Genomic DNA, 19,072 nt, shown 5'->3' on the forward strand with positions numbered 1-19,072 from the left:
TTGACCGTAATCGTGGGTCGGGCGGCTCCGCGCGCGCGGCACCGACACGCGGGCCGCTGCGGCGGCCTCCCGACCCGACCGCCGGCGGGCCCGTCCGCGTATCTCCCATCGGCGCCGGCACCGTGGCGGCGCCCGGGCAGGAGGCACGCGCATGACCGCACGGCGCAGGATCGTTCGCCCCAGGGCAGGACGGATCGCGGCCGTCGCCGCGGTCCTCGGCCTGTCCGCGTACGGGGTGCCGGCGGTGGTGCTGGCCGGCGAGGTGCCGCCGCGCACGACGGCCGCGGGCGTGGACATCGGCGGGCTCTCCCCCGCCCGGGCGCGGGCCCGGCTGGAGGAGGCGTTCGCCCGGCCGGGCCGGATGGCGCTCGCCGCACCGGGCCGGACCGTCACCGTGGCGCCCGCCGACCTGGGCCTCGCGCTCGACGCCACGGCCACGGTCGCGGCCGCCATGGACGGCGTGAGCACGCCCGCCGGGGTGGCCCGCGGCCTGCTCGGCAGCCGCGCGCTGCCCCCGCGGGTCCGGGTGGACGAGCGGCTGCTGGCGCGGAAGGTCGCGGCGCTGGCCCGGGCGGTGGACCGCGCGCCCCGCGAGGGCGGCGTCCGCTACGTGGGGCTGGAGCCGCGGCCGGTGCCGCCCGAGGCCGGACGCGCCCTGAACCGGGCCGCCGCGGCGCGGGCGATCCGCGACGCCTTCCTCGCCCGCCGGGCGCGGGTCGCGCTGCCGGTCCGCCCGCTCGCCCCGTCGGTGACGGCGGAGAAGGCGCGCGCCGCCGCGGCCACCGCCCGCGCGGCGGTGGCGGCGCCGCTGACGCTGACGGCGGGCGGGCGGCGGGCCACCCTGTCACGCGCGCGGCTGGCGGCCCACCTGCGGTTCGTGGCGGACGGGCGGGGCGGGCTGCGGCCGTCGTTCGACGCCCGCGAGGTCGCCGCCGAGCTGCGGGACGAGCTGGTCCCGGCGGCCGAGCGTCCCGAGGACGCCGGGTTCACGATCGCCAAGGGCCGCCCGGCGGTCGTGCCGGGCCGGGCGGGCAGCGGCCTCGACCCCGCGGCGGTGAGCGCGGCCGTGTCGGCCGCCCTCGCGTCGGGGTCCCGCACGGCCGGGGTCGCCCTGTCCCGGGTCGAGCCCGCCCTGACCACCGAGCGGGCGCGCGCGCTGGGCGTCCGGGAGAAGGTGAGCTCCTTCACCACGCGGCACCCGTGCTGCGCGCCCCGCGTCACGAACATCCACCGCATCGCCGACCTGGTGGACGGCCACGTGGTGCGGCCGGGCGCGACGTTCTCGCTGAACGGCCTGGTGGGCAGGCGCGACCGGGAGCGCGGGTTCGTGGAGGCGCCCATGATCCTGAACGGCCGGTTCGTCGACGACGTGGGCGGGGGCGTGTCGCAGTTCGCGACCACGATGTTCAACGCGGTGTTCTTCGGCGGGTTCGAGGACGTGCGGCACACGCCGCACCAGTTCTACATCTCCCGCTATCCGGCGGGCCGCGAGTCCACGGTGTCGTTCCCGCAGCCGGACTTCCGCTGGCGCAACGACTCGCCGTACGGGGTGCTGATCAGGACCTCGTACACGAGCACGTCCGTCACGGTCGAGTTCTGGAGCACCAAGCGCTACGACGTCGAGTCCCGCAGCTCCGCCCGCTACGCCGTCAAGGACTTCCCCACCCTCACGGACTCGGGGCCGGACTGCCTGCCGATGGGCGGGGTGCAGGGCTTCGCGATCGACGTGTGGCGGATCTTCCGCACGGGCGGCGAGGTGGTGCGCAGGCAGAGGTTCCACACCGTGTACGCCCCCGAGCCCCGCCTCACCTGCACCTGAGCGGGAGACGAAAGAGCCGAGGCGGCCGGGACCCTCTCGTCACCGGCCGCCTCGGCCGCTCTCGGGCCGCGGCGCGGATCACTTGAATCCGCGCAGCCGCAGGCTGTTGCTGACCACGAAGACGCTGGAGAACGCCATCGCGGCGCCGGCGATCATGGGGTTGAGCAGCCCCATGGCGGCCAGCGGCAGGGCGGCCACGTTGTAGGCGAACGCCCAGAACAGGTTTCCCTTGATCGTACGCAACGTCCGGCGCGACAGGCGGATCGCGTCGGCCGCCACGCGGAGGTCGCCCCGCACGAGCGTCAGGTCGGACGCCTCGATGGCCACGTCGGTGCCGGTGCCCATGGCCAGGCCCAGGTCGGCCTGGGCGAGCGCGGCGGCGTCGTTGACCCCGTCGCCGACCATGGCCACCGACCTGCCCTCGGACTGCAGCCGCTTGACGACGTCCACCTTGTCCTGGGGCAGCACCTCGGCGATCACCTCGTCGATGCCGACCTCGGCGGCCACGCTCCGGGCGACGGCCTCGTTGTCGCCGGTGAGCAGCACCGGGGTCAGGCCGAGCCCGCGCAGCCGCCGGATCGCCTCGGCCGAGGTGGGCTTGACCACGTCGGCCACGACCAGCACCGCGCGGGCCTTGCCGTCCCAGCCGACGGCGACGGCCGTGCGGCCGGCGTTCTGCGCCTCCTCCAGCGCCCGCTCCAGGTCGGCGGGCAGGTGCTGCGACCACTCGGCCAGCAGCCGGGGCCGGCCGACGAGCACCGCGTGCCCGTCCACGACGCCCTGCACGCCGAGCCCCTCGACGTTGGCGAAGTCCTCGGGCGTGGGCAGTTCGCCGGCCCGCTCGGCGGCGCCGCGGGCGACGGCCCGCGCGATGGGGTGCTCGGAGGCGTTCTCCAGCGCCCCGGCCAGGCGCAGCGCCTCGACGGGGTCCTCGCCGTCGGCCACGTGCGTCTCGACCAGCGTCATGCGGCCCTCGGTGACGGTGCCGGTCTTGTCCAGCACGACGGTGTCCACCCGGCGGGTCGACTCCAGCACCTCCGGCCCCTTGATGAGGATGCCGAGCTGCGCGCCGCGGCCCGTGCCGACCAGCAGCGCGGTGGGCGTGGCCAGGCCGAGCGCGCAGGGGCAGGCGATGATGAGCACGGCCACCGCGGCGGTGAAGGCCGCCGCCGGGCCCGCGCCCGCGCCGAGCCAGAAGCCGAGCGTGCCCAGCGACAGCGCGATCACGATGGGCACGAACACGCCCGAGATCCGGTCGGCCAGCCGCTGGACCTGCGCCTTGCCGGTCTGCGCCTCCTCCACGAGCCTGGCCATCTGGGCGAGCTGCGTGTCGGAGCCGACGCGGGTGGCGCGCACGACCAGCCGGCCGCCCGCGTTGACGGTGGCGCCGGTGACCGCGTCGCCCGGCCGCACCTCGACGGGCACGGACTCGCCGGTCAGCATCGACGCGTCGACCGCGGAGGTGCCCTCCTCGACCACGCCGTCCGTGGCGATCTTCTCGCCCGGCCGGACGACGAACCGGTCGCCGGCGGCGAGGCGGGAGATCGGCACGCGGACCTCGGCGCCGTCACGCAGGACGGCGACGTCCTTGGCGCCCAGCTCCATCAGCGCCCGCAGGGCCGCGCCGGCCCGCCGCTTGGAGCGGGCCTCGAAGTAGCGTCCGGCCAGGATGAACGCGGTCACCCCGGCGGCGGCCTCCAGGTAGATGTTGCCCGAGCCGTCGGTGCGGGCGATCGTCAGCTCGAACGGGTGCGTCATGCCGGGCATGCCGGCCGTGCCGAGGAACAGCGCCCACAGCGACCAGCCGAGCGCGGCGATCGTGCCGAGCGAGACCAGCGTGTCCATGGTGGCCGCGCCGTGGCGCAGGTTGGTCCAGGCGGCCTTGTGGAACGGCCATCCGGCGTAGACCACGACCGGCGCGGCCAGCGTGAGCGACAGCCACTGCCAGTACGTGAACTGCAGCGCCGGCACCATCGCCATCGCGATCACCGGGACGCTCAGCACCACGGCCGTGATCAGCCGGGAGCGCAGCGGCGCGAGCTCGTCCGGGCCCTCGCCGCGCTCGTCCCGCCCGGCGCCGGGCTCGTCCTCGGGGGCGGGCGGCTCGGGCAGGGCGGCGGTGTAGCCGGCCTTCTCGACCTCGCCGACCAGCACCCGCGGGTCGAGCCCCTCGGGGAAGGTGACCTTGGCCTTCTCCGTGGCGTAGTTGACGGTGGCCGTGACGCCGTCGAGCTTGTTCAGCTTGCGCTCGATGCGGTTGGCGCAGGACGCGCAGGTCATGCCGCCGATCGCCAGCTCGACCGCGCCGTGCGGACGCTCCCCGGTGACGGGGGTCTCCGTGATGGGGGACATCACCTCTCCTTTCGTCGCGTCCCGCGATCAGTGGCTGTGCGCGCCCTGATCGTCGTGGTCGGCCGGTCCGGCGCTCGGCGTGCCGGCGGGTGTGCCGCCCGGCTCGGGCGCCGCGCCGGGCGAGCCGGCGTGGACGGTGAAGGCGGCGGTGCGGACCTTGCCCTCGTGCTGGAAGTCCAGGAAGAGGCGGTAGTCGCCGCCGCTCGGCGCCTGCGCGTAGAAGACGATCTCGGGGCCGGGCTCGGTGACGCCGTCGCCGGGCTCGCCGTCCGGGTGGACGTGCAGGTAGGCCAGGTCGCCGCCGCGCAGGGCGACGAGGTGCCCGTACGCCCCAAGATACGGCTGCAGGTCGGTGACCGGCGCACCGCCCTTGGCGACCTTGAGCGTCAGGCGGCTCGACCGGCCGGGGACGAGGTCGCCGGCCAGCTCGACCGTGTAGCCGTCCACGCTCGCCGTGCGGGCGGCCGCGGGCAGCGGGCGGGGGGTGTAGCCGCCGGCGACGAACACGTCGGCCCCCAGCGTCAGCGCGGGCCCGCCGGTCGGCGCGAAGTCGGCGAAGGCCCGGTAGGGGCCGGCCTCGGGCAGCGTCAGCTTGACGGTCCAGACGCCGTCGGCGGACATCTCCGGGTGGACGTGCTGGAAGGTCGTCAGGTCGCGCGAGGTGACGATGAGGTGGAGCCGCTTGTCGTGGCGGGTCTCGAAGTCCGTGACGTTGCCCCCGCCGGGGCCGGTCACGGCGAAGCGGAAGTCGGCGGGCTCACCGGGCCTGATCTCGCCGGTGAGTGGGACGAGGGTGTAGCCGTTCTCTGACACTTGAAGCCCCCCGGGGGTATCTTCGGAGCCTGCCTGTGCCGCGTCACCGTGGCCCTGGGCGTTCTGCTGACCGTGAGCGTTCTGCTGACCGTGGGCGGCCGGCTCGCCGTGGGCGGCGGGGGCCTTCGCCCCCGCCGTCACCGCGCCGGTGTCGCCCAGCGCGTTGCCCGCGCCGAGCGCGCCGCCGAACACCACGGCCAGACCCAGGGCGTACAGCCCGAGCCTGCCTGCCGTGTTCACGACGCGCCCGCCACGGTGTAACCGGCCTCCTCGACGGCGGCCACGATCGCGGACTGCTCGACCGGCTGCTCACTGGCGACGGTCAGCAGGCCGCTCTGCAGGTCGACCTCGACGCCGGTGACGCCCGGCACCTCGCCGACCTCCTCCTTGACGGAGCTGACGCAGTGGCCGCAGGTCATGCCCTTGACGGTGTAGGTGGCGGTGGTGGCCATACCGATCACTCCTCGAAACAGCGATATCGAAAGACGGACGTCAACTCAGGGGTCACGAGCGCACGAGCCGCGCGATCGCGTCGGAGGCCTCCTTGACCTTGGCCTGCGCCTCGGGCCCGCCTTCGCGGGCGGCCTCGGCGACGCAGTGGGCCAGGTGCTCCTCCAGCAGGGACAGGGCGAACGACTGCAGGGCGCTGGTGGCCGCCGACACCTGGGTCAGGACGTCGATGCAGTACTTGTCGTCCTCGACCATGCGCTGGAGCCCGCGGACCTGCCCCTCGATCCGGCGCAGCCGCCGGCTGTGGTCGTCCTTGCGTGCGGAGTATCCCGCCATCGCCGACCCTCCTCTCCCTTGCCGTGCACCCACCCTAACACGGTACCCCCCTACGGTATTTCCGACCTGTCTGATTTTTTCGGACAACGGTCCCGGGCCGTGGCGATACCGCAGGCCGGAACGGAGTAGCGTCGCTGTCAGAGGCACTGGAGGAGGGACATGTCCGACGCCCGCGCGTCCGGCGCGCGCCGCCCGGCCGGCTCCGGCGGGGGCCCGCTCCCCGCGCGGCCACCCGAGCCGTGGGTGCGGCGCGTCCCCTGGTCCACGCTGGGCGCGATCTCCCTCGGCGGGGTGCTGGGCGCGCTGGCCCGCTTCGCCGTGACGCTGGCCCTGCCCCACCCGCCCGGCGGGTTCGCGTGGGCCACCTGGCTGATCAACGTGACGGGATGCCTGCTGATCGGGCTGCTCATGGTCGCCATCACCGAGGCGTGGCGGGTCCACCGGCTGGTGCGGCCCTTCCTGGGCATCGGCGTGCTCGGCGGCTACACCACGTTCTCGACGTACGTGGTGGACACGCAGAAGGCGCTGGAGGCCGGCGCGGCCCGCACGGCGCTGCTCTACCTGGGCGGCACCCTGGTCGCCGCGCTGCTCGCGACGCACGCGGGAGAGCGCCTGGGCCGCCTGGTGTTCGTCACCTGGCGCTCGCGAGGGGAGGAACGGCGATGAGACTCAAGGGCCCGGCGTTGCGCCTGACCGTCTACGTCGAGGAGGACGCCTCCTGGCACCACAAGCCGCTCTACCACGAGATCGTGCACCGCGCCCGGCAGGCGGGACTGGCGGGCGCCAGCGTGATCCGCGGCATCGAGGGCTACGGCGCCTCCAGCGAGCTGCACACCTCCCGGATCCTGTCGCTGTCGGAGGACCTGCCGCTGGCGATCGTGATCGTGGACACTCCCGAGCGGATCCGCGCCTTCCTGCCGCAGCTCGACGAGCTGGTCACCGAGGGGCTGGTGATGGTCGACGAGGTCGAGGTGATCCGCTACGCGGGCCGCGCCGCCGGGGGCGCCGGCGACTCCCGGCCGGTGGACACGGGCGGGCGCGACTCGTGACCGTGCTGCTCGTCGCGCTCGGAGCCGCCGTCGGGGCTCCGATGCGTTACCTGATCGACCGGGCCGTGCAGTCACGCCACGACACCGTGTTCCCCTGGGGCACCCTGACGGTCAACACGATCGGCTCGATGGTCCTGGGCTTCCTCGCCGCCGCGCCGGTGCCCGGGCCGGTCATGACGCTGCTGGGCACCGGCTTCTGCGGGGCGCTGAGCACGTACTCGACGTTCGGCTACGAGACCGTGCGGCTGGTCCGCGACGGCGCCACGACATACGCGCTGCTCAACGCGCTGGGCAGCGTGGCGGCCGGGCTGGGCGCGGCGTGGTGCGGCATGGCCGTGGCGCTGGCGCTGCACGCGTGACCACCCGCCTCAGAGGAAGGCGTAGCACTCCACCTCCGAGCGCCGGTAGGAGATGCCCTGGGCGACGGAGTTCCGGACGCAGGCGCGTTCGGAGGGGCTCAGCGTGAGCTTCCCGCACACCGTCACGCCCGAGTAGGTGCGGCAGTCGAGCGACGGGTTCGCCGCGCCGATGCGGTAGGTCTGCCTGACGTCGGCGCGGCAGCTCGTGCGCGCCGCCGCCGTGTTCGCGTACGAGCACTGGTGGAGCAGGATCTGGTACTGGCGCCTGCTCACGTCCTGGCCGTCGCCGTCGGCGCCCGCCGAGGTCAGGCCCCGGTTGTCGCCGTCGGCGCGCGCCGAGCCCAGATCGCGCAGGTCGCCGTCGGCCCGCGCCGAGGAGACGCACAGGCCCAGCATGACCACCACCCCGAGACCAGCGGCAACGATCTTGTTCATGGCTCCCCCCACAAGCGGGATACCGCCCGCAATCCCCCTCAAAACCCCACAATTCGCCTTCCCCGAGGGGGCTCGGCGTGTCGCGCCGCGCGCCCGCCCGCGGGCCGGAGACCCCAGGGGGCGACGGTGCTGCCGTTACTCCTGGGGCCGGTAGCCGGCCTGGCGGAGGAGGGCGACCAGGTACGCCTTGACCTCACCGGCGCTCACCTCGTCCGGCCAGGCCCCCAGGTGATGCAGGACGGCTCCCCCGAGGATCTGCTGGAGGGCGTCGAGGTCGGCGTCGGGAGGCAGCTCGCCGCGCTCGCGCGAGCGGGCCAGCGCCGTCCGCTCGGCCGCCGCCCGGCGCGCCCCGTGCGACTCCCGGTAGGCGCGCAGCAGCTCCGGATGGTCGTCCACGGCGGCGTAGAGGCGGCGGAGCATGCGGCGGTTGCGCGGCACGCTGAGGTAGAGGGCCCAGTCGTCCAGCATGCGGGCGATGCCCGGCCAGTCGATGGCGCCCGGGTCGTGGTCCTGGTGGACCGACTCGATGGCCTGGATGAGCAGCGCGGTCTTGCCGGGGAACCTGCGGTAGACGGTGGCGCGGGTCACCCCGGCCCGCTGGGCGACCTGCTCGATGCTCGTCTCGCTGGCGCCGCGCTCGATCAGCAGGTCGAGGGCGGCGGCGAGGACGGCCTCGTCCACCTGCTGGCTGCGCGGCCGCCCCGGCGGGCGCGGCACGCGGGTGGTGGACACGTCACCCGATCCTAGTCACCAGGCGGTCGAACAGGCGGTCCGGCGTGAGCGCGGCGAAGGCGAGCAGCGGCCGGGCCAGGTGACCGGTCGGGTAGCGCAGCCTCGGCCGCGGCGCCTCCACGGCCCTGCGGATGGTCCGCGCCACCCCCGCCGGGTCCGACATCCTGACCGTCGCCAGCCCCTCGCTCCTGCGGGCCATGGCCTCGGCCAGCCGGCGGTAGGCGCCGCCGCCGGAGAAGGCGCGCAGCTCGCGCGCCGCCTCCCGCTCGAACTCGGTCCTGACCAGGCCCGGCTCGACCACCACGACCTCGACGCCGAACGGCCGGACCTCCTGGCGCAGCGCGTCGGAGAACGCCTCCAGAGCGTGCTTCGAGGCGTGGTACCAGGCGACCATCGGCAGCGAGAACCGGCCGGCGATCGACGAGACGTTGACGATCCGGCCCGAGCGCCGCTCCCGCATGCCGGGCAGGACGAGCTGGGTGAGCCGGGCCGCGCCGAAGAGGTTGACCTCGAACAGCCGCCGGGCCCGCTCGACCGGGACGTCCTCGATCGCGCCGTGCAGCCCGGCGCCGGCGTTGTTGACGAGGACGTCGACGCGGCCCCGCTCGCCGAGGATCGTGCGCACGGCGCGCTCGGCGTCGGCCTCGCTCGTGACGTCCGTCTCCAGGACGTGCCCGCCGGCGGCGCGGACGGCCTCCATCCGCTCCACGCGGCGCGCGGCGCCGTAGACGACGTGGCCGGCGCGCAGCAGCTCCAGCGCGGTCGCGTGGCCGATGCCCGACGACGCGCCCGTGACGAGGCAGATCCTGGCCGCCATGGAAACCTCCCGCTCGAATTCAAATACAGAGGTGTACTGTATTTTAATCCAGCCAGAGATGGGAGCTCCATGAGTGCCTATGTGCTCGGTTTCCACGAGATCGACCGGACCGCACTCCCCCGGGTCGGCGGCAAGGGGGCGAACCTCGGCGAGCTGTCCTCGATCGAGGGCGTCCGCGTACCCGGCGGGTTCTGCGTCACCACCGAGGCGTACCGGGCGGTGGTGGAGCGCGACCCGGCCGTCGGCGGGCTGATCGACGACCTCGCGGGCCTGCGGGCCGGCGACCGCGCCGGCATCGCCCGCGCCGCCGGGCGGCTGCGCGACGCCATCGAGGCCCTGCCCGTGCCGGAGGAGATCGAGAAGGACGTCGCCCGCCGCCTCGCGGACCTCGCCGCCGAGACCGGGACCGCCGGAGAGGTGGCCTGCGCCGTGCGCTCCAGCGCCACCGCCGAGGACCTGCCGTCCAGCTCGTTCGCCGGCCAGCAGGACACCTACCTGAACGTGCGCGGCGAGCGGGCCGTCGTGGACGCCGTCCGGCGCTGCTGGGCCTCGCTGTTCACCGACCGGGCCGTCGCCTACCGCGTGCGGAACGGCTTCGACCACCGGGCGGTGCGGGCCGCGGTCGTCGTGCAGCGCATGGTCTTCCCCGACGCGGCGGGCATCATGTTCACCGCCGACCCGGTCACCTCCAACCGCCGGGTGGTCTCGATCGACGCCGGGTTCGGCCTCGGCGAGGCGTTCGTCTCCGGGCTCGTGGACGCCGACAACTACCGGGTGCGCGACGGCCGGATCATCGGCAGGCGCGTCGCCACCCAGACCAGGGAGCTGCGCGCCCGCGCCGGCGGCGGCACGGAGGAGCGGCCCGTGGAGGAGGCCCGCCGCCACGCCCAGACCCTCGACGACGCGCGGATCCTCCGGCTCGAACGCCTCGGCCGGCGGATCGAGGCGCACTTCGGCCGGCCCCAGGACATCGAGTGGGCGCTGGCGGACGGCGAGTTCCACGTGCTCCAGAGCCGCCCCGTCACCACGATCTACCCGGTGCCGCGGGCCGACGACGACCGCAACCACGTCTACATCTCCTACGGGCACCGGCAGATGATGACCGACGCGTTCACCCCGCTCGGCCTGTCGATGTTCGAGATGTTCCACCGCAAGCTCGGCCGCACCGCCGGGACCGTGGCCGGCAACCGGTTCTACAAGGACCTGTCGCCCGAGCTGTCGTCACCGCTGACGCGCGCCGCCACGCTCAAGAGCGTGGGCCAGGCCGACGTGCTGATGGCCGCCGCCCTGCGCGCCGTGCTGGCCAGGAAGGACTTCGCCAAGGACCTCGCCAGGAGGAGGACCTCGCTGACGGACGTCGGTCCGGGTGGCCCGCTGCCCCTGGTCCGGCAGTACCTCAAGCTGTCCCGCGAGGACGACCCCCGCGTCGTCCCCGACCTGATCGCCAGGACCGAGGCGACGGTCGAGGAGCTGCGCCGGAGCCTGGCCGGCGCGTCGGGTGACGCGCTGTTCGCGGCCATCGAGAAGGACCACGACGTCATCGCCGGCTTCACCTTCGACCCGCGCAGCGTGGCGGCGGCGCTCGTCGGCATCATGTCGGTGAACTGGGTCGACAAGCACCTGGCGCAGTGGCTGGGCGTCCGCGACGCCGCCGACGCCGTCTCGCAGTCCGCCGACCACAACGTCGTGGCCGCGATGGGCCTCGACCTGCTGGCGGTCTCCGACGTGGTCCGCGAGCACCCGGAGGCGGCCGCGTACCTGGAGACGGCCGAGCGCGACACGTTCTTCACCGGGCTCGCCGGGGTCGAGGGCGGCGAGGCGGTCCGCCGCTCCCTGGAGGAGTACCTGCGCGCGTACGGCATGCACGGCCAGGGCGGCATCGACATCACCCGCACGCGGTGGAGCGAGGACCCCACGCTGCTGGTCCCGCTGATCCTGTCCAACGTGCGCGCCCTCGCCCCCGGCGAGCGCGAGCGCAGGGCGGAGCGGGGCCGCGCCGAGGCCGAGCGGACGATGAACGACCTGCTGGAGCGGATCAGGAAGCTGCCCGGCGGCTCCCGCAAGGCCGCCCGGGCGGCCCGCAGGATGAGCCTCATCCGGCACTTCATCGGCTACCGCGAGTACTCCAAGCACGCCCTGCTCCAGCGCTACGAGCTGTACAAGCGGGCGCTGCTCGCCGAGGCCCGGCGGCTGGCCCTCCAGGGCGTGGTCGAGGAGCCCGAGGACGTGTACTTCCTGTCCTTCGAGGAGCTGCGGCAGGTCGTGAACACCGGGCGGCTCGACCGCACGCTCATCACCGAGCGACGCGCGGCGCACGAGACGTACCGGAAGCTGACGCCGCCCCGCGTGATCACCTCCGAGGGCGAGGTGATCGACGGCGCGTACGACACCGGGACGCTGCCCGAGGGCGCGCTGCCCGGCGTCGCCGTGTCCTCCGGTGTCGTCGAGGGCCGGGCCCGGGTCGTGCTCGACATGGCGGACGCCGAGGTCGAGGAGGGCGACATCCTCGTCACGGTCTTCACCGACCCGAGCTGGTCGCCGCTGTTCGTGTCGGTGAAGGGGGTGGTCATGGAGGTGGGCGGCGTGATGACGCACGGCGCCGTGGTCGCCCGGGAGTACGGGCTGCCGTCGGTCGTGGGCGTCGAGGGCGCGACGCGGCGCATCCGCGACGGGCAGCGCATCCGGGTCAACGGCTCCGAGGGATATGTCGAGGTGTTGCCTGACGAGGCGCGCGGCGGGCAGGGTGGAGCGCGTGAGCAGCGATGAGACGCGCGACGGGGTGCCGCTGACCAACCTGGACCAGCCGTTGTTCGACGGGTCCGGCACGACGAAGCGGCACCTGGTCGACTACCTCGACGCCGTGAGCGGGCGCATCCTGCCCGTCCTGCGCGAGCGCCCGCTGTCGGTCGTACGGGTCCGGCCGGGGCAGCCGGCCTTCATGCAGAAGAACGTCCCGAAGTACGCCCCGTCGTGGGTGCGCACGGTCTCCGTCTGGGCCGAGGCGTCGCACCGGCAGGTGTCGTACGCGCTGTGCGACGACCGGCGCACGCTGCTGTGGTTCGCCAACCAGAGAGCTGTCGAGTACCACCCGGCGCTGGGCCCGGCCGGCGGCGACCCCACCCACCTGGTGCTCGACCTCGACCCGCCGGAGGGCGGCCCGTTCGATGCCGCCGTGAAGGCGGCCCTGCTCGTCCGGCAGGCGCTCGCCGACGCGGGCCTGGCCGGCGCGGTCAAGACGAGCGGCGCCAAGGGCGCGCACGTGTTCGTGCCCGTGGAGGCGGGCGTCCCGGTGGAGGACCTGGCGGCGGCGACCCGCGCCCTCGGCGCCCGCGCCGCCCGCCTCGACCCCGGCCTCGCCACGACGGCGTTCATCCGGGAGGACCGCGAGGGCAAGGTGTTCATCGACTCCACCCGGGCGGGCGGGGCGACGGTGGTGGCCGCCTACAGCCCGCGGGTCCGGCCGGGCGTGCCGGTGTCGTTCCCCGTGGCGTGGGACGACCTCGGCGCGGTGAGCCCGGGCGACTTCACCGTGCACACCGTGCCGGCGCTGCTGGACGGCCGCGACCCGTGGGCAGAGCTGATGCCGCCGCCGCAGCGGCTGCCCGCCGACCTGGTCGAGGAGGGGCACACGATCCCGGTGGCGCGGGTGCAGGCGATGCACGAGGGAAAGCGCCGGGCCCGCGCCCGCCGCGGGGAGTGACCCGCGGCGGGCCGGACACGTCCTACTGGATCCGCTCGAACGGGGTCGGGGTCTGGCCGGTCCAGCGGTGGAGCTGGGCGACGCCGGTCTGCTTCGTCACGCCGCCATCGATGATCTTGCCGTCCTTGGCCAGGTAGAAGCGGCCGTCGTCCAGGGAGACCAGGCCGTACTGACCGCCCGACTCCCAGCCACGGATGCCGGTCTCGTCGTGGCGCAGGCCCTGGTCGAGCAGCGGCAGCAGGAGACCGCGCTCCGGCTTCGGCTGTCCCTCGATCGGGCCCTCGACCGGGCGGGCCGAGCCGTCCACGACGAACAGCGAGTAGTTCGGGAACTGCGGCTTGACGCCCTTGTAGACGGCCATCAGCCAGGTGCCCGACCGCTTGTCGTACTCCAGGTTCTGCACGCCGTAGGTGGTGTTGCCGGTGCGGACGAAGTACTTGCCGGCCGCCTGGTCCGGGCCGGCCGTGTGCGGCTGGGACTGGGTGAGGGGGCGCTCGTACGTGCGCCAGTCGCGGATGTCGTACTGGAGGAGCACCTGGTGGTCGTTGTCGGTGCGCGTGGTGTTGGCGTAGACGCCGTAGGCGACGGTCAGCTTCTGCTGCCCGCCGCGCCTTCCGAACTCGGGGCCGAAGGCGACGCCGTCGATGCCGCTGCAGCCGTAGCGGTGGTCAGGGGTGTCGGCGACGTTGCCGTCGAAGACGCCGTCGCCGTTCATGTCGGCGGCGTAGTCGTCCACCACGTCCTTGAGGTAGACGGCGGTCACCACGTCGGACCCCTCGGCGTTCATGTCGAGGCTGGTGATCCGGTCGACGTCGAAGATGGCGATGTAGAACGCCTTCGCGTCCTTGTACTCCAGCGAGCCGTAGACGCGGCCGTCCTTCTCGTTGAAGTCGAGGTCGCCCAGGTGGCCGGTGAAGCCGGTGACCGAGCCCACCGGGTTGCCCTTCAGGTCGGTCTTGACGAGGAGGTTGGTGAAGGAGAAGTACATGAACCCCTTCTTCCGGTCCAGGGCCATGCCCTGCACGTGGCCCGACGGCCAGGCGCCGCCGTTCACCTCCGCCGGGAACCGCGCCGGTCCCGCCTCCGCCGGCGCCGCCAGGGCGGGGGCGGAGCCGAGAGCGGTGGTGAGAGCTGCCGTCAGCAGTACGTGTGCGACCCGCATGTTCTTCCGTGTGCCTTCCGAGGGGGAAAAGTGCTCCGGAAGATCCTTACAGAGGTTGTCCGGCGCGTCCATGGACGAGAGTCAAACGCCGCGCGACGCGCGCCGGAACGATTCGGCCCTCTTCAGCGTCGCCGGGCCGGAGCACGGCGCGGTCAGGGGGACGGGCGGGGGATGCGGACGCCGGCGGCGCGGAGCCTGGCCTCGAAGAGCTCGACCAGCCGCGCCGCCGCCGGCGTCCGCTCCTCGCCGTGGTGGGCGATCAGCGAGTACCGGGTCGCGGCCTCGGTGCGGGCTTGCAGGCCGGTCACGGTCCCCAGCAGCGCGGGATCGGCGAGGTAGTGGTCGGCCGCCGCGGCGGCGAGCTCGGCGATGCGGGGGTCGTCCGGCTCCCAGGCCGCGGCTTCGGCCGCGCGCCGGCCCAGGGCGACGAGCTCCGGGTTCTGGAGGGCGTGCTCGAAGTGGGTGAGGTAGTCGTCGAAGCCCTCCGGGACCAGGGCCCTGGCCAGCACCCAGCCCTCCCTGATGGCCGCCACCTCGTCCGCGGCGAAGCCGAGGCGGGGCATCCGCTCCAGCAGCGCCACCGCGCGGTCGGGCAGCAGGGCCCGGTCGCCGTCGGTGAGCCGATGCAGCGTGTCGCGCCGCGCGGTCAGCTCCTCGATCTGCTCGGTGAGGCGCCGCTCGACGTCGGCGAGTCCGGCGGCGAACAGCCCGGCGTCGGCGTCGAGCAGGGGCCCGATCTCGGCCAGCGGCACTCCGGCGGCGGCCAGCGTCCGGGCCTGCACCAGCCGCAACAGCTCGGCCGATCCGTACCTGCGGTAGCCGGAGCTGTCGCGTTCCGGCTCCTGGACCAGGCCGAGCTTGTGGTAGTGCCGCACCGTCTTCACCGTGACGCCGACGAACGCCGCCGCCTGCCCGATCGTGACTCCGTTCATCCGCAGCATCCTGCCGTACGGGCCGCAGGTGCTCAGTCCGCCGGCTGGGCCGGGTCGGCCTGCCCGCCGCGGAACACCTCGCCGACGAGCCTCTGCTGGGCGTTCAGGAACGCCGCCGCGATGGACAGGCCGGCGTCGTCCACGCAGTTCAGCGCGGCGGTCAGGGTCCTGCTGCCGTCGGGCGTGCTGTACATCAGCGCCGCGTGGCCCGCGGCGGCGCCGTTGTGGGAGATGAGGGTGCCGCCCTCGGTGCTCACCACGAAGACCCCCAGGCCGTAGTCCATGTTCGGGATGCCTGTCGGGCGCGGGGCGCACATCTCGGCCAGCAGCGGGGCGGGCAGGAGCCCGCCGCCCAGCAGCGCCGAGACGAACGTGTGGAGGTCCTGGGTGGTGGAGATCATGTCGCCGCCCGTGGAGACCCAGGAGGGGTTCTGGCGGGTGATGTCGGTCGTCTCCTGCCGGCCGTCCTCCTCGTGGCGGTAGTAGGCGTGGGCGTACGGCGCGGGGATCTCCGGCGAGGTGTCCGGAACCACGGTGCCCGACAGCCCGAGCGGCCCGATGATCAGCCGCCGCATCTCCTCGGCGAACGAGCGGCCGGTGACCTTCTCGATCAGCAGCCTGGCCAGCACGTAGTTGGTGTTGGAGTAGCTCCAGCCCGTCCCCGGCTCGAACCGCGCCGGCTTGGACAGCGCCAGCTCCACCAGCTCCTGCGGCCGGTAGGACGCGAACCGGTTGTCCAGCCACTCCTTGCCCGTGGCGCCGTAGGGGATGGGGATGCCCGGCGTGATCGTCCCGTCGGCGTCGACCTCGCCGGTGTGGTTGAACACCCCGCTGGTGTGCTGCAGCAGCATCCGCACCGTGATCCGCCCGTCCAGCCCGAACTCGGGCAGGTGGTCCGCCACCGGGGCGTCCAGCGCGATCCTGCCTTCGGCCACCAGTCGCAGCACCAGGGCCGCGGTGAAGGTCTTGGTGCTGCTGCCGATCCGGACGTGCCCGTTCTCCGGCGGCTTCGCGGTCCCGCCCAGCTCGGCCGCCCCGGCGCTGCCGGTCCACTCGCCCCGCTCGTCGTGCACGCGCAGCGACACCCCGACGAATCCGGACTCGACGATCTCCTCCATCGCCTTGCGCAGCTCCGGGCGATCCGTCCCGGCAGGGGCCGCTCCGGCGGCGTCGAGAGCTTCGGTGATCTTGCGGGCCATCTCCGTCATGGTGGGGCTCGGCTCACCCTGACCGGGCCGGGCGGCCGCTTCGACGGCGACGAGGACGGTGCGGCGGAAGTCGCCCGCCTCGGCCGGGTCCCGCTCGGTCAGCAGGCTCATGGCCGCCGTCAGGGCCGGCAGCACCTGGTCGGCGAGTTCGGCGGTGGACTCGCCCTTGAGGGCGATGTCTTTCGCCTTCACGGCGAGCACATGCCCGACCAGGCCGGTCGCCGAGGCCAGGGCGACGGCGCCGTCGGTGGCGATCCGGTGGGGCCTGCCGGCGGCGCCGGCCGCGGCCATCAGCGAGACCGCGCCGTACGCGGCGATCCGCAGGGTGCTCTTGTCCTGGTCGGAAAGGGTGAGGGACATGGTGGTCCGCTCCTTCGGGGCTTCTGTGTCGGTCGGCGTCCTGCCGCTGCGAGGAGCTTTCACCCTGACCCGAGGTCAACCTCAACTGTGATCTGACTCACACAGGACTCACGGGGGCCGGTGAGTGCCCCGTGGGCTCGCGACGGTTACCGTGGGTGAGCGTATGAGTCGATTCCTGTTCATGGTGCGGCCGGGCGCGCTCCGGTGGGTGTCCCACGGCGCGTTCGGGCTGCTGCTGGTGTCCGCCCTGATCGCGACCGCCCGCGACGGCGGCACGGCCGTGGCCGCCGGCGGCGCGCTGCTCGGCGGCCTCTACGTCGCCTGGACCCTCCTCGAAGCCGAGCTGGTACCGGCCCGGCCCGGGCTCGCGCTGCTGTGCCTGCTCCCGGTCGTGCTGGCGTGGGCCGTGCTCGCGGTCGCCGCGCAGCCGTTCGTCTGGCTGGTGCTCCCGATCGCCCTGACCTGCGCCCGGGCGCTGCCCCCGTGGGCAGGGGCGTTCACCGCGAGCGTGCTGACCTGCGCCTGCGCCATGCTGCTCATCAGCCACGCCGGCCTGTGAGGTCGGTCAGGGTGTGACCACCGGGAAGTCCGGCATGGCGTCGTCCAGGAGCGCCACCAGGCGGCGCAGCGCCCCGACGTCGCCCTCCCGCTCGACCCCCTCCGCCCCCTTGCCGCAGAACAGCGCGATGAGCTGCTGCCTGGTCAGCCGCAGCGTGAGGTCCACCGGCCCGTCCGGCGGGTCCTGCTGCCGGATGAGCGCGCCGTTCGACAGCGTCGTGCGGTGGCGCTCCCCCAGGTCGGTCAGGTACCAGTCGATCGACAGGCTCTCGTTCCAGGCGCGCGGCCCGTGGAGCCGGATGGCGACCGAGTCGAAGATCCGTTCCACGGGGAGCGCCGCGAGCAGGTCCGGGCAAGGCGCGGCGGGCACCGCCGGCACGATCCCGTCGGCCAGCTCCAGCGCCCCCGTCAGGTAGACGTTGCGCCAGGTGGCGTTCTCCGCCCCGTGCCCGAGCCGGGTGTAGACCTCGGCGAGCAGGTCGCGCGCCTCCTTGTTGCCCTCGTCGGCGAAGACGGCGTGGTTGAGGAGCTGCGCCGCGAAGCGCAGGTCGCCCTGGCCGATGTAGCCACGCGCGAACTCCACCACGGCGCCCCCTCCGCCGAGGCACCTGACGTACCGGATGGCGCTCTCGCGCGGCGGGTGCTCCCACAGGTGCGCCGGGTTGCCGTCGAACCAGCCGAGGTAACGCTGGTAGACGGCTCTGACGTGCTGGCTGAGCGCGCCGTGGTAGCCGCGCGCGTGCCAGGGCTCCTCCAGGTCCGGCGGGAGCGGGAGCGCCTCGGCGATCTCGGACGCGGTGAGCCCCTTGTTCATCAGCCGCACGGTCTGGTCGTGCAGGTACGTGTGCAAGTCGCGCTGCCGGGTCAGCATCCGTACGACGGCGTCCGCCCCCCGGACGGGCCAGTGGTGCGAGGCGAGCGCGACCTCGGCCCGGCCGGCGAACAGCGTGATCGTCTCGGTCAGGCGGCGGGCCCACGCGCGGGGGTCGCGGACCGCCGCCCCGTGCAGCGGCAGCAGGTCGTGCTGGTCACGGGTGAGGCTCTCGGCCAGGAACAGGGCGCGGCGGCCGGGGAGGAGGAACGTCATCTGCGCGGGCTCACCCGGCCCGGCCATGAGCTGGAACTCCATCCGTACGCCGTCCACGACCTCCTCCTGACCCGTGCGCGTGACGTCCACCGTCGGCGGGATCAGCGAGATCGCGCCCGTGGAGGCGGCCGGGCCGAGGCCGGCGCCGATCTGGCCGAGCGGCGAGCGTTCGAGCGCCTGGCCGTAGGTGTAGACCGAGCGGCGCGTCACGGCGGCGCGGACGTGGACGCGCTCGGAGACCGCGTGCTCCATGAACCCGGCCGGGGCGAGGATCGGCACGCCGCCGCCCGTGACGCCGCGCACGCCGCCGAAGTGGTCCACGTGGGAGTGGGTGTGGACGACGCCGGTGACCGGGCGGTCGCCGCGGTGCGCCCGGTACAGGCCGAGCGCCGCCGCCGCGCACTCGACCGAGCCGAGCGGGTCGACGACGACGACGCCGGTGTCGCCCTCGACGAGGGTCATGTGCGACAGGTCGAGCCCGCGTACCTGGTAGACGCCCTCGGTCACCTCGTACAGCCCCTGGCGGGCGCGGATCCGGCCCTCGCGCCACAGGCCGGGATGGGCGGTGCCGGGGCACTCCTCCTGGAGGAAGGCGTAGGAGTCGCCGTCCCAGACGACCCGGCCGTCGGCGTTCCTGATCACCGCGGGGTCGAGCCGCCCGACGAACCCGTGCCCGGCGTCGTCGGGGTCGCTCGGCTCACCGGGGTGCCCGTGGTCGTCGGGGCGGGGGTCGGGGGTGTCGTGGTGGGTGTGATCGTGAAGTGGAAGGTTGGACATGCTCCCCTGCATGCCCGTCATCCGGTACGGACACGGTCAACAGAGTCTGGCAATACGGACAAACCCCTACCGGCGGGGAGGTCGCGCGGGGCGATGTGATTGGCTGGAGGCCGACTGATCGGCTGG

The 19,072-nt window shown here is 74.0% G+C and carries 18 protein-coding genes; 7 read left to right on the forward strand and 11 right to left on the reverse strand.

What is annotated here, in order from left to right; genetic code table 11:
* Positions 1-151: 151 nt before the first annotated feature.
* Complete coding sequence (locus HD595_RS13010) at positions 152-1,819, forward strand: VanW family protein (RefSeq protein ID WP_253768762.1); 1,668 nt, start codon at positions 152-154, stop codon at positions 1,817-1,819.
* 78 nt (positions 1,820-1,897) lie between these two features.
* Here the strand turns inward: HD595_RS13010 and HD595_RS13015 are convergent, their stop codons facing one another.
* Genes HD595_RS13015 through HD595_RS13030 form a run of 4 tightly spaced genes read right to left on the reverse strand, consistent with a single transcriptional unit; the run spans position 1,898 to position 5,770 of the window.
* Entirely contained in the window at positions 1,898-4,171 is a 2,274-nt protein-coding gene (locus tag HD595_RS13015) for a heavy metal translocating P-type ATPase (RefSeq protein WP_253768763.1), read from the reverse strand.
* A 27-nt stretch (positions 4,172-4,198) separates the two neighbouring features.
* On the reverse strand, positions 4,199-5,224 hold the full coding sequence (locus HD595_RS13020) for a hypothetical protein (protein WP_253768764.1): 1,026 nt from the start codon (positions 5,222-5,224) through the stop codon (positions 4,199-4,201).
* On the reverse strand, positions 5,221-5,436 hold the full coding sequence (locus HD595_RS13025) for a heavy-metal-associated domain-containing protein (RefSeq protein ID WP_253768766.1): 216 nt from the start codon (positions 5,434-5,436) through the stop codon (positions 5,221-5,223). Before HD595_RS13025 ends, HD595_RS13020 begins: the two co-directional genes overlap by 4 nt.
* 52 nt (positions 5,437-5,488) lie before the next feature.
* A complete protein-coding gene (locus HD595_RS13030) occupies positions 5,489-5,770 on the reverse strand; it encodes a metal-sensitive transcriptional regulator (RefSeq protein ID WP_175595108.1) in 282 nt (93 codons plus the stop codon).
* A gap of 159 nt (positions 5,771-5,929) precedes the next feature.
* On the opposite strand from HD595_RS13030, the gene HD595_RS13035 reads away from it, so the two are divergent.
* From HD595_RS13035 to crcB, 3 genes are read left to right on the forward strand one after another with little or no spacing between them, the layout of a single operon-like run.
* Entirely contained in the window at positions 5,930-6,436 is a 507-nt protein-coding gene (locus tag HD595_RS13035; protein ID WP_253768767.1) for a fluoride efflux transporter FluC, read from the forward strand.
* Positions 6,433-6,819 (forward strand): DUF190 domain-containing protein, encoded by a 387-nt coding sequence (locus HD595_RS13040; RefSeq protein WP_253768768.1) that lies wholly within the window; start codon positions 6,433-6,435, stop codon positions 6,817-6,819. Before HD595_RS13035 ends, HD595_RS13040 begins: the two co-directional genes overlap by 4 nt.
* Positions 6,816-7,178: a fluoride efflux transporter CrcB gene (gene crcB / locus HD595_RS13045; protein WP_253768770.1), complete on the forward strand. Its 363-nt coding sequence runs from the start codon at positions 6,816-6,818 to the stop codon at positions 7,176-7,178. The genes HD595_RS13040 and crcB overlap by 4 nt, the downstream gene beginning before the upstream one ends.
* A 9-nt stretch (positions 7,179-7,187) precedes the next feature.
* Here crcB and HD595_RS13050 read toward each other — a convergent pair whose 3' ends face one another.
* The 3 genes from HD595_RS13050 to HD595_RS13060 form a co-directional block, all read right to left on the reverse strand.
* Positions 7,188-7,613 carry a hypothetical protein gene (locus HD595_RS13050; protein WP_253768771.1) on the reverse strand — a complete coding sequence of 142 codons (426 nt, stop codon included), beginning with the start codon at positions 7,611-7,613 and terminating at the stop codon, positions 7,188-7,190.
* A 135-nt stretch (positions 7,614-7,748) separates the two neighbouring features.
* Positions 7,749-8,345, reverse strand: coding sequence for a TetR/AcrR family transcriptional regulator (locus HD595_RS46710; RefSeq protein WP_253768772.1), 597 nt, complete (start codon positions 8,343-8,345; stop codon positions 7,749-7,751).
* 1 nt (position 8,346) lies between these two features.
* Positions 8,347-9,162, reverse strand: a complete 816-nt coding sequence (locus HD595_RS13060; RefSeq protein ID WP_253768774.1) for an oxidoreductase — start codon at positions 9,160-9,162, stop codon at positions 8,347-8,349.
* Between the two features lie 69 nt (positions 9,163-9,231).
* On the opposite strand from HD595_RS13060, the gene rph reads away from it, so the two are divergent.
* Together rph and HD595_RS13070 are read left to right on the forward strand one after the other, a co-directional pair.
* Complete coding sequence (rph, locus tag HD595_RS13065; protein ID WP_253768775.1) at positions 9,232-11,928, forward strand: rifamycin-inactivating phosphotransferase; 2,697 nt, start codon at positions 9,232-9,234, stop codon at positions 11,926-11,928.
* Positions 11,915-12,862, forward strand: a complete 948-nt coding sequence (locus HD595_RS13070) for a DNA polymerase domain-containing protein (protein WP_253768776.1) — start codon at positions 11,915-11,917, stop codon at positions 12,860-12,862. The genes rph and HD595_RS13070 overlap by 14 nt, the downstream gene beginning before the upstream one ends.
* 22 nt (positions 12,863-12,884) lie before the next feature.
* On the opposite strand, the gene HD595_RS13075 is transcribed toward HD595_RS13070, so the two are convergent.
* The 3 genes from HD595_RS13075 to HD595_RS13085 form a co-directional block, all read right to left on the reverse strand.
* The gene (locus tag HD595_RS13075; RefSeq protein WP_253768778.1) at positions 12,885-14,024 is read right to left on the reverse strand and encodes a hypothetical protein; all 1,140 of its coding nucleotides are present in this window, start codon (positions 14,022-14,024) and stop codon (positions 12,885-12,887) included.
* A 152-nt stretch (positions 14,025-14,176) separates the two neighbouring features.
* Complete coding sequence (locus HD595_RS13080; protein WP_253768779.1) at positions 14,177-14,956, reverse strand: MerR family transcriptional regulator; 780 nt, start codon at positions 14,954-14,956, stop codon at positions 14,177-14,179.
* A 32-nt stretch (positions 14,957-14,988) separates the two neighbouring features.
* Positions 14,989-16,524, reverse strand: a complete 1,536-nt coding sequence (locus HD595_RS13085; protein WP_253768780.1) for a serine hydrolase domain-containing protein — start codon at positions 16,522-16,524, stop codon at positions 14,989-14,991.
* Between the two features lie 163 nt (positions 16,525-16,687).
* Between HD595_RS13085 and HD595_RS13090 the strand changes: the two genes are divergently transcribed.
* Positions 16,688-17,083, forward strand: a complete 396-nt coding sequence (locus tag HD595_RS13090) for a hypothetical protein (RefSeq protein ID WP_253768782.1) — start codon at positions 16,688-16,690, stop codon at positions 17,081-17,083.
* 6 nt (positions 17,084-17,089) lie between these two features.
* On the opposite strand, the gene HD595_RS13095 is transcribed toward HD595_RS13090, so the two are convergent.
* Positions 17,090-18,946, reverse strand: coding sequence for an alkyl/aryl-sulfatase (locus HD595_RS13095; protein ID WP_253768783.1), 1,857 nt, complete (start codon positions 18,944-18,946; stop codon positions 17,090-17,092).
* Between the last annotated feature and the right edge of the window lie 126 nt (positions 18,947-19,072).

Origin of the sequence: Nonomuraea roseoviolacea subsp. carminata (assembly GCF_024172185.1) — a bacterium.
In the GTDB taxonomy this organism is placed as follows: domain Bacteria; phylum Actinomycetota; class Actinomycetes; order Streptosporangiales; family Streptosporangiaceae; genus Nonomuraea; species Nonomuraea roseoviolacea.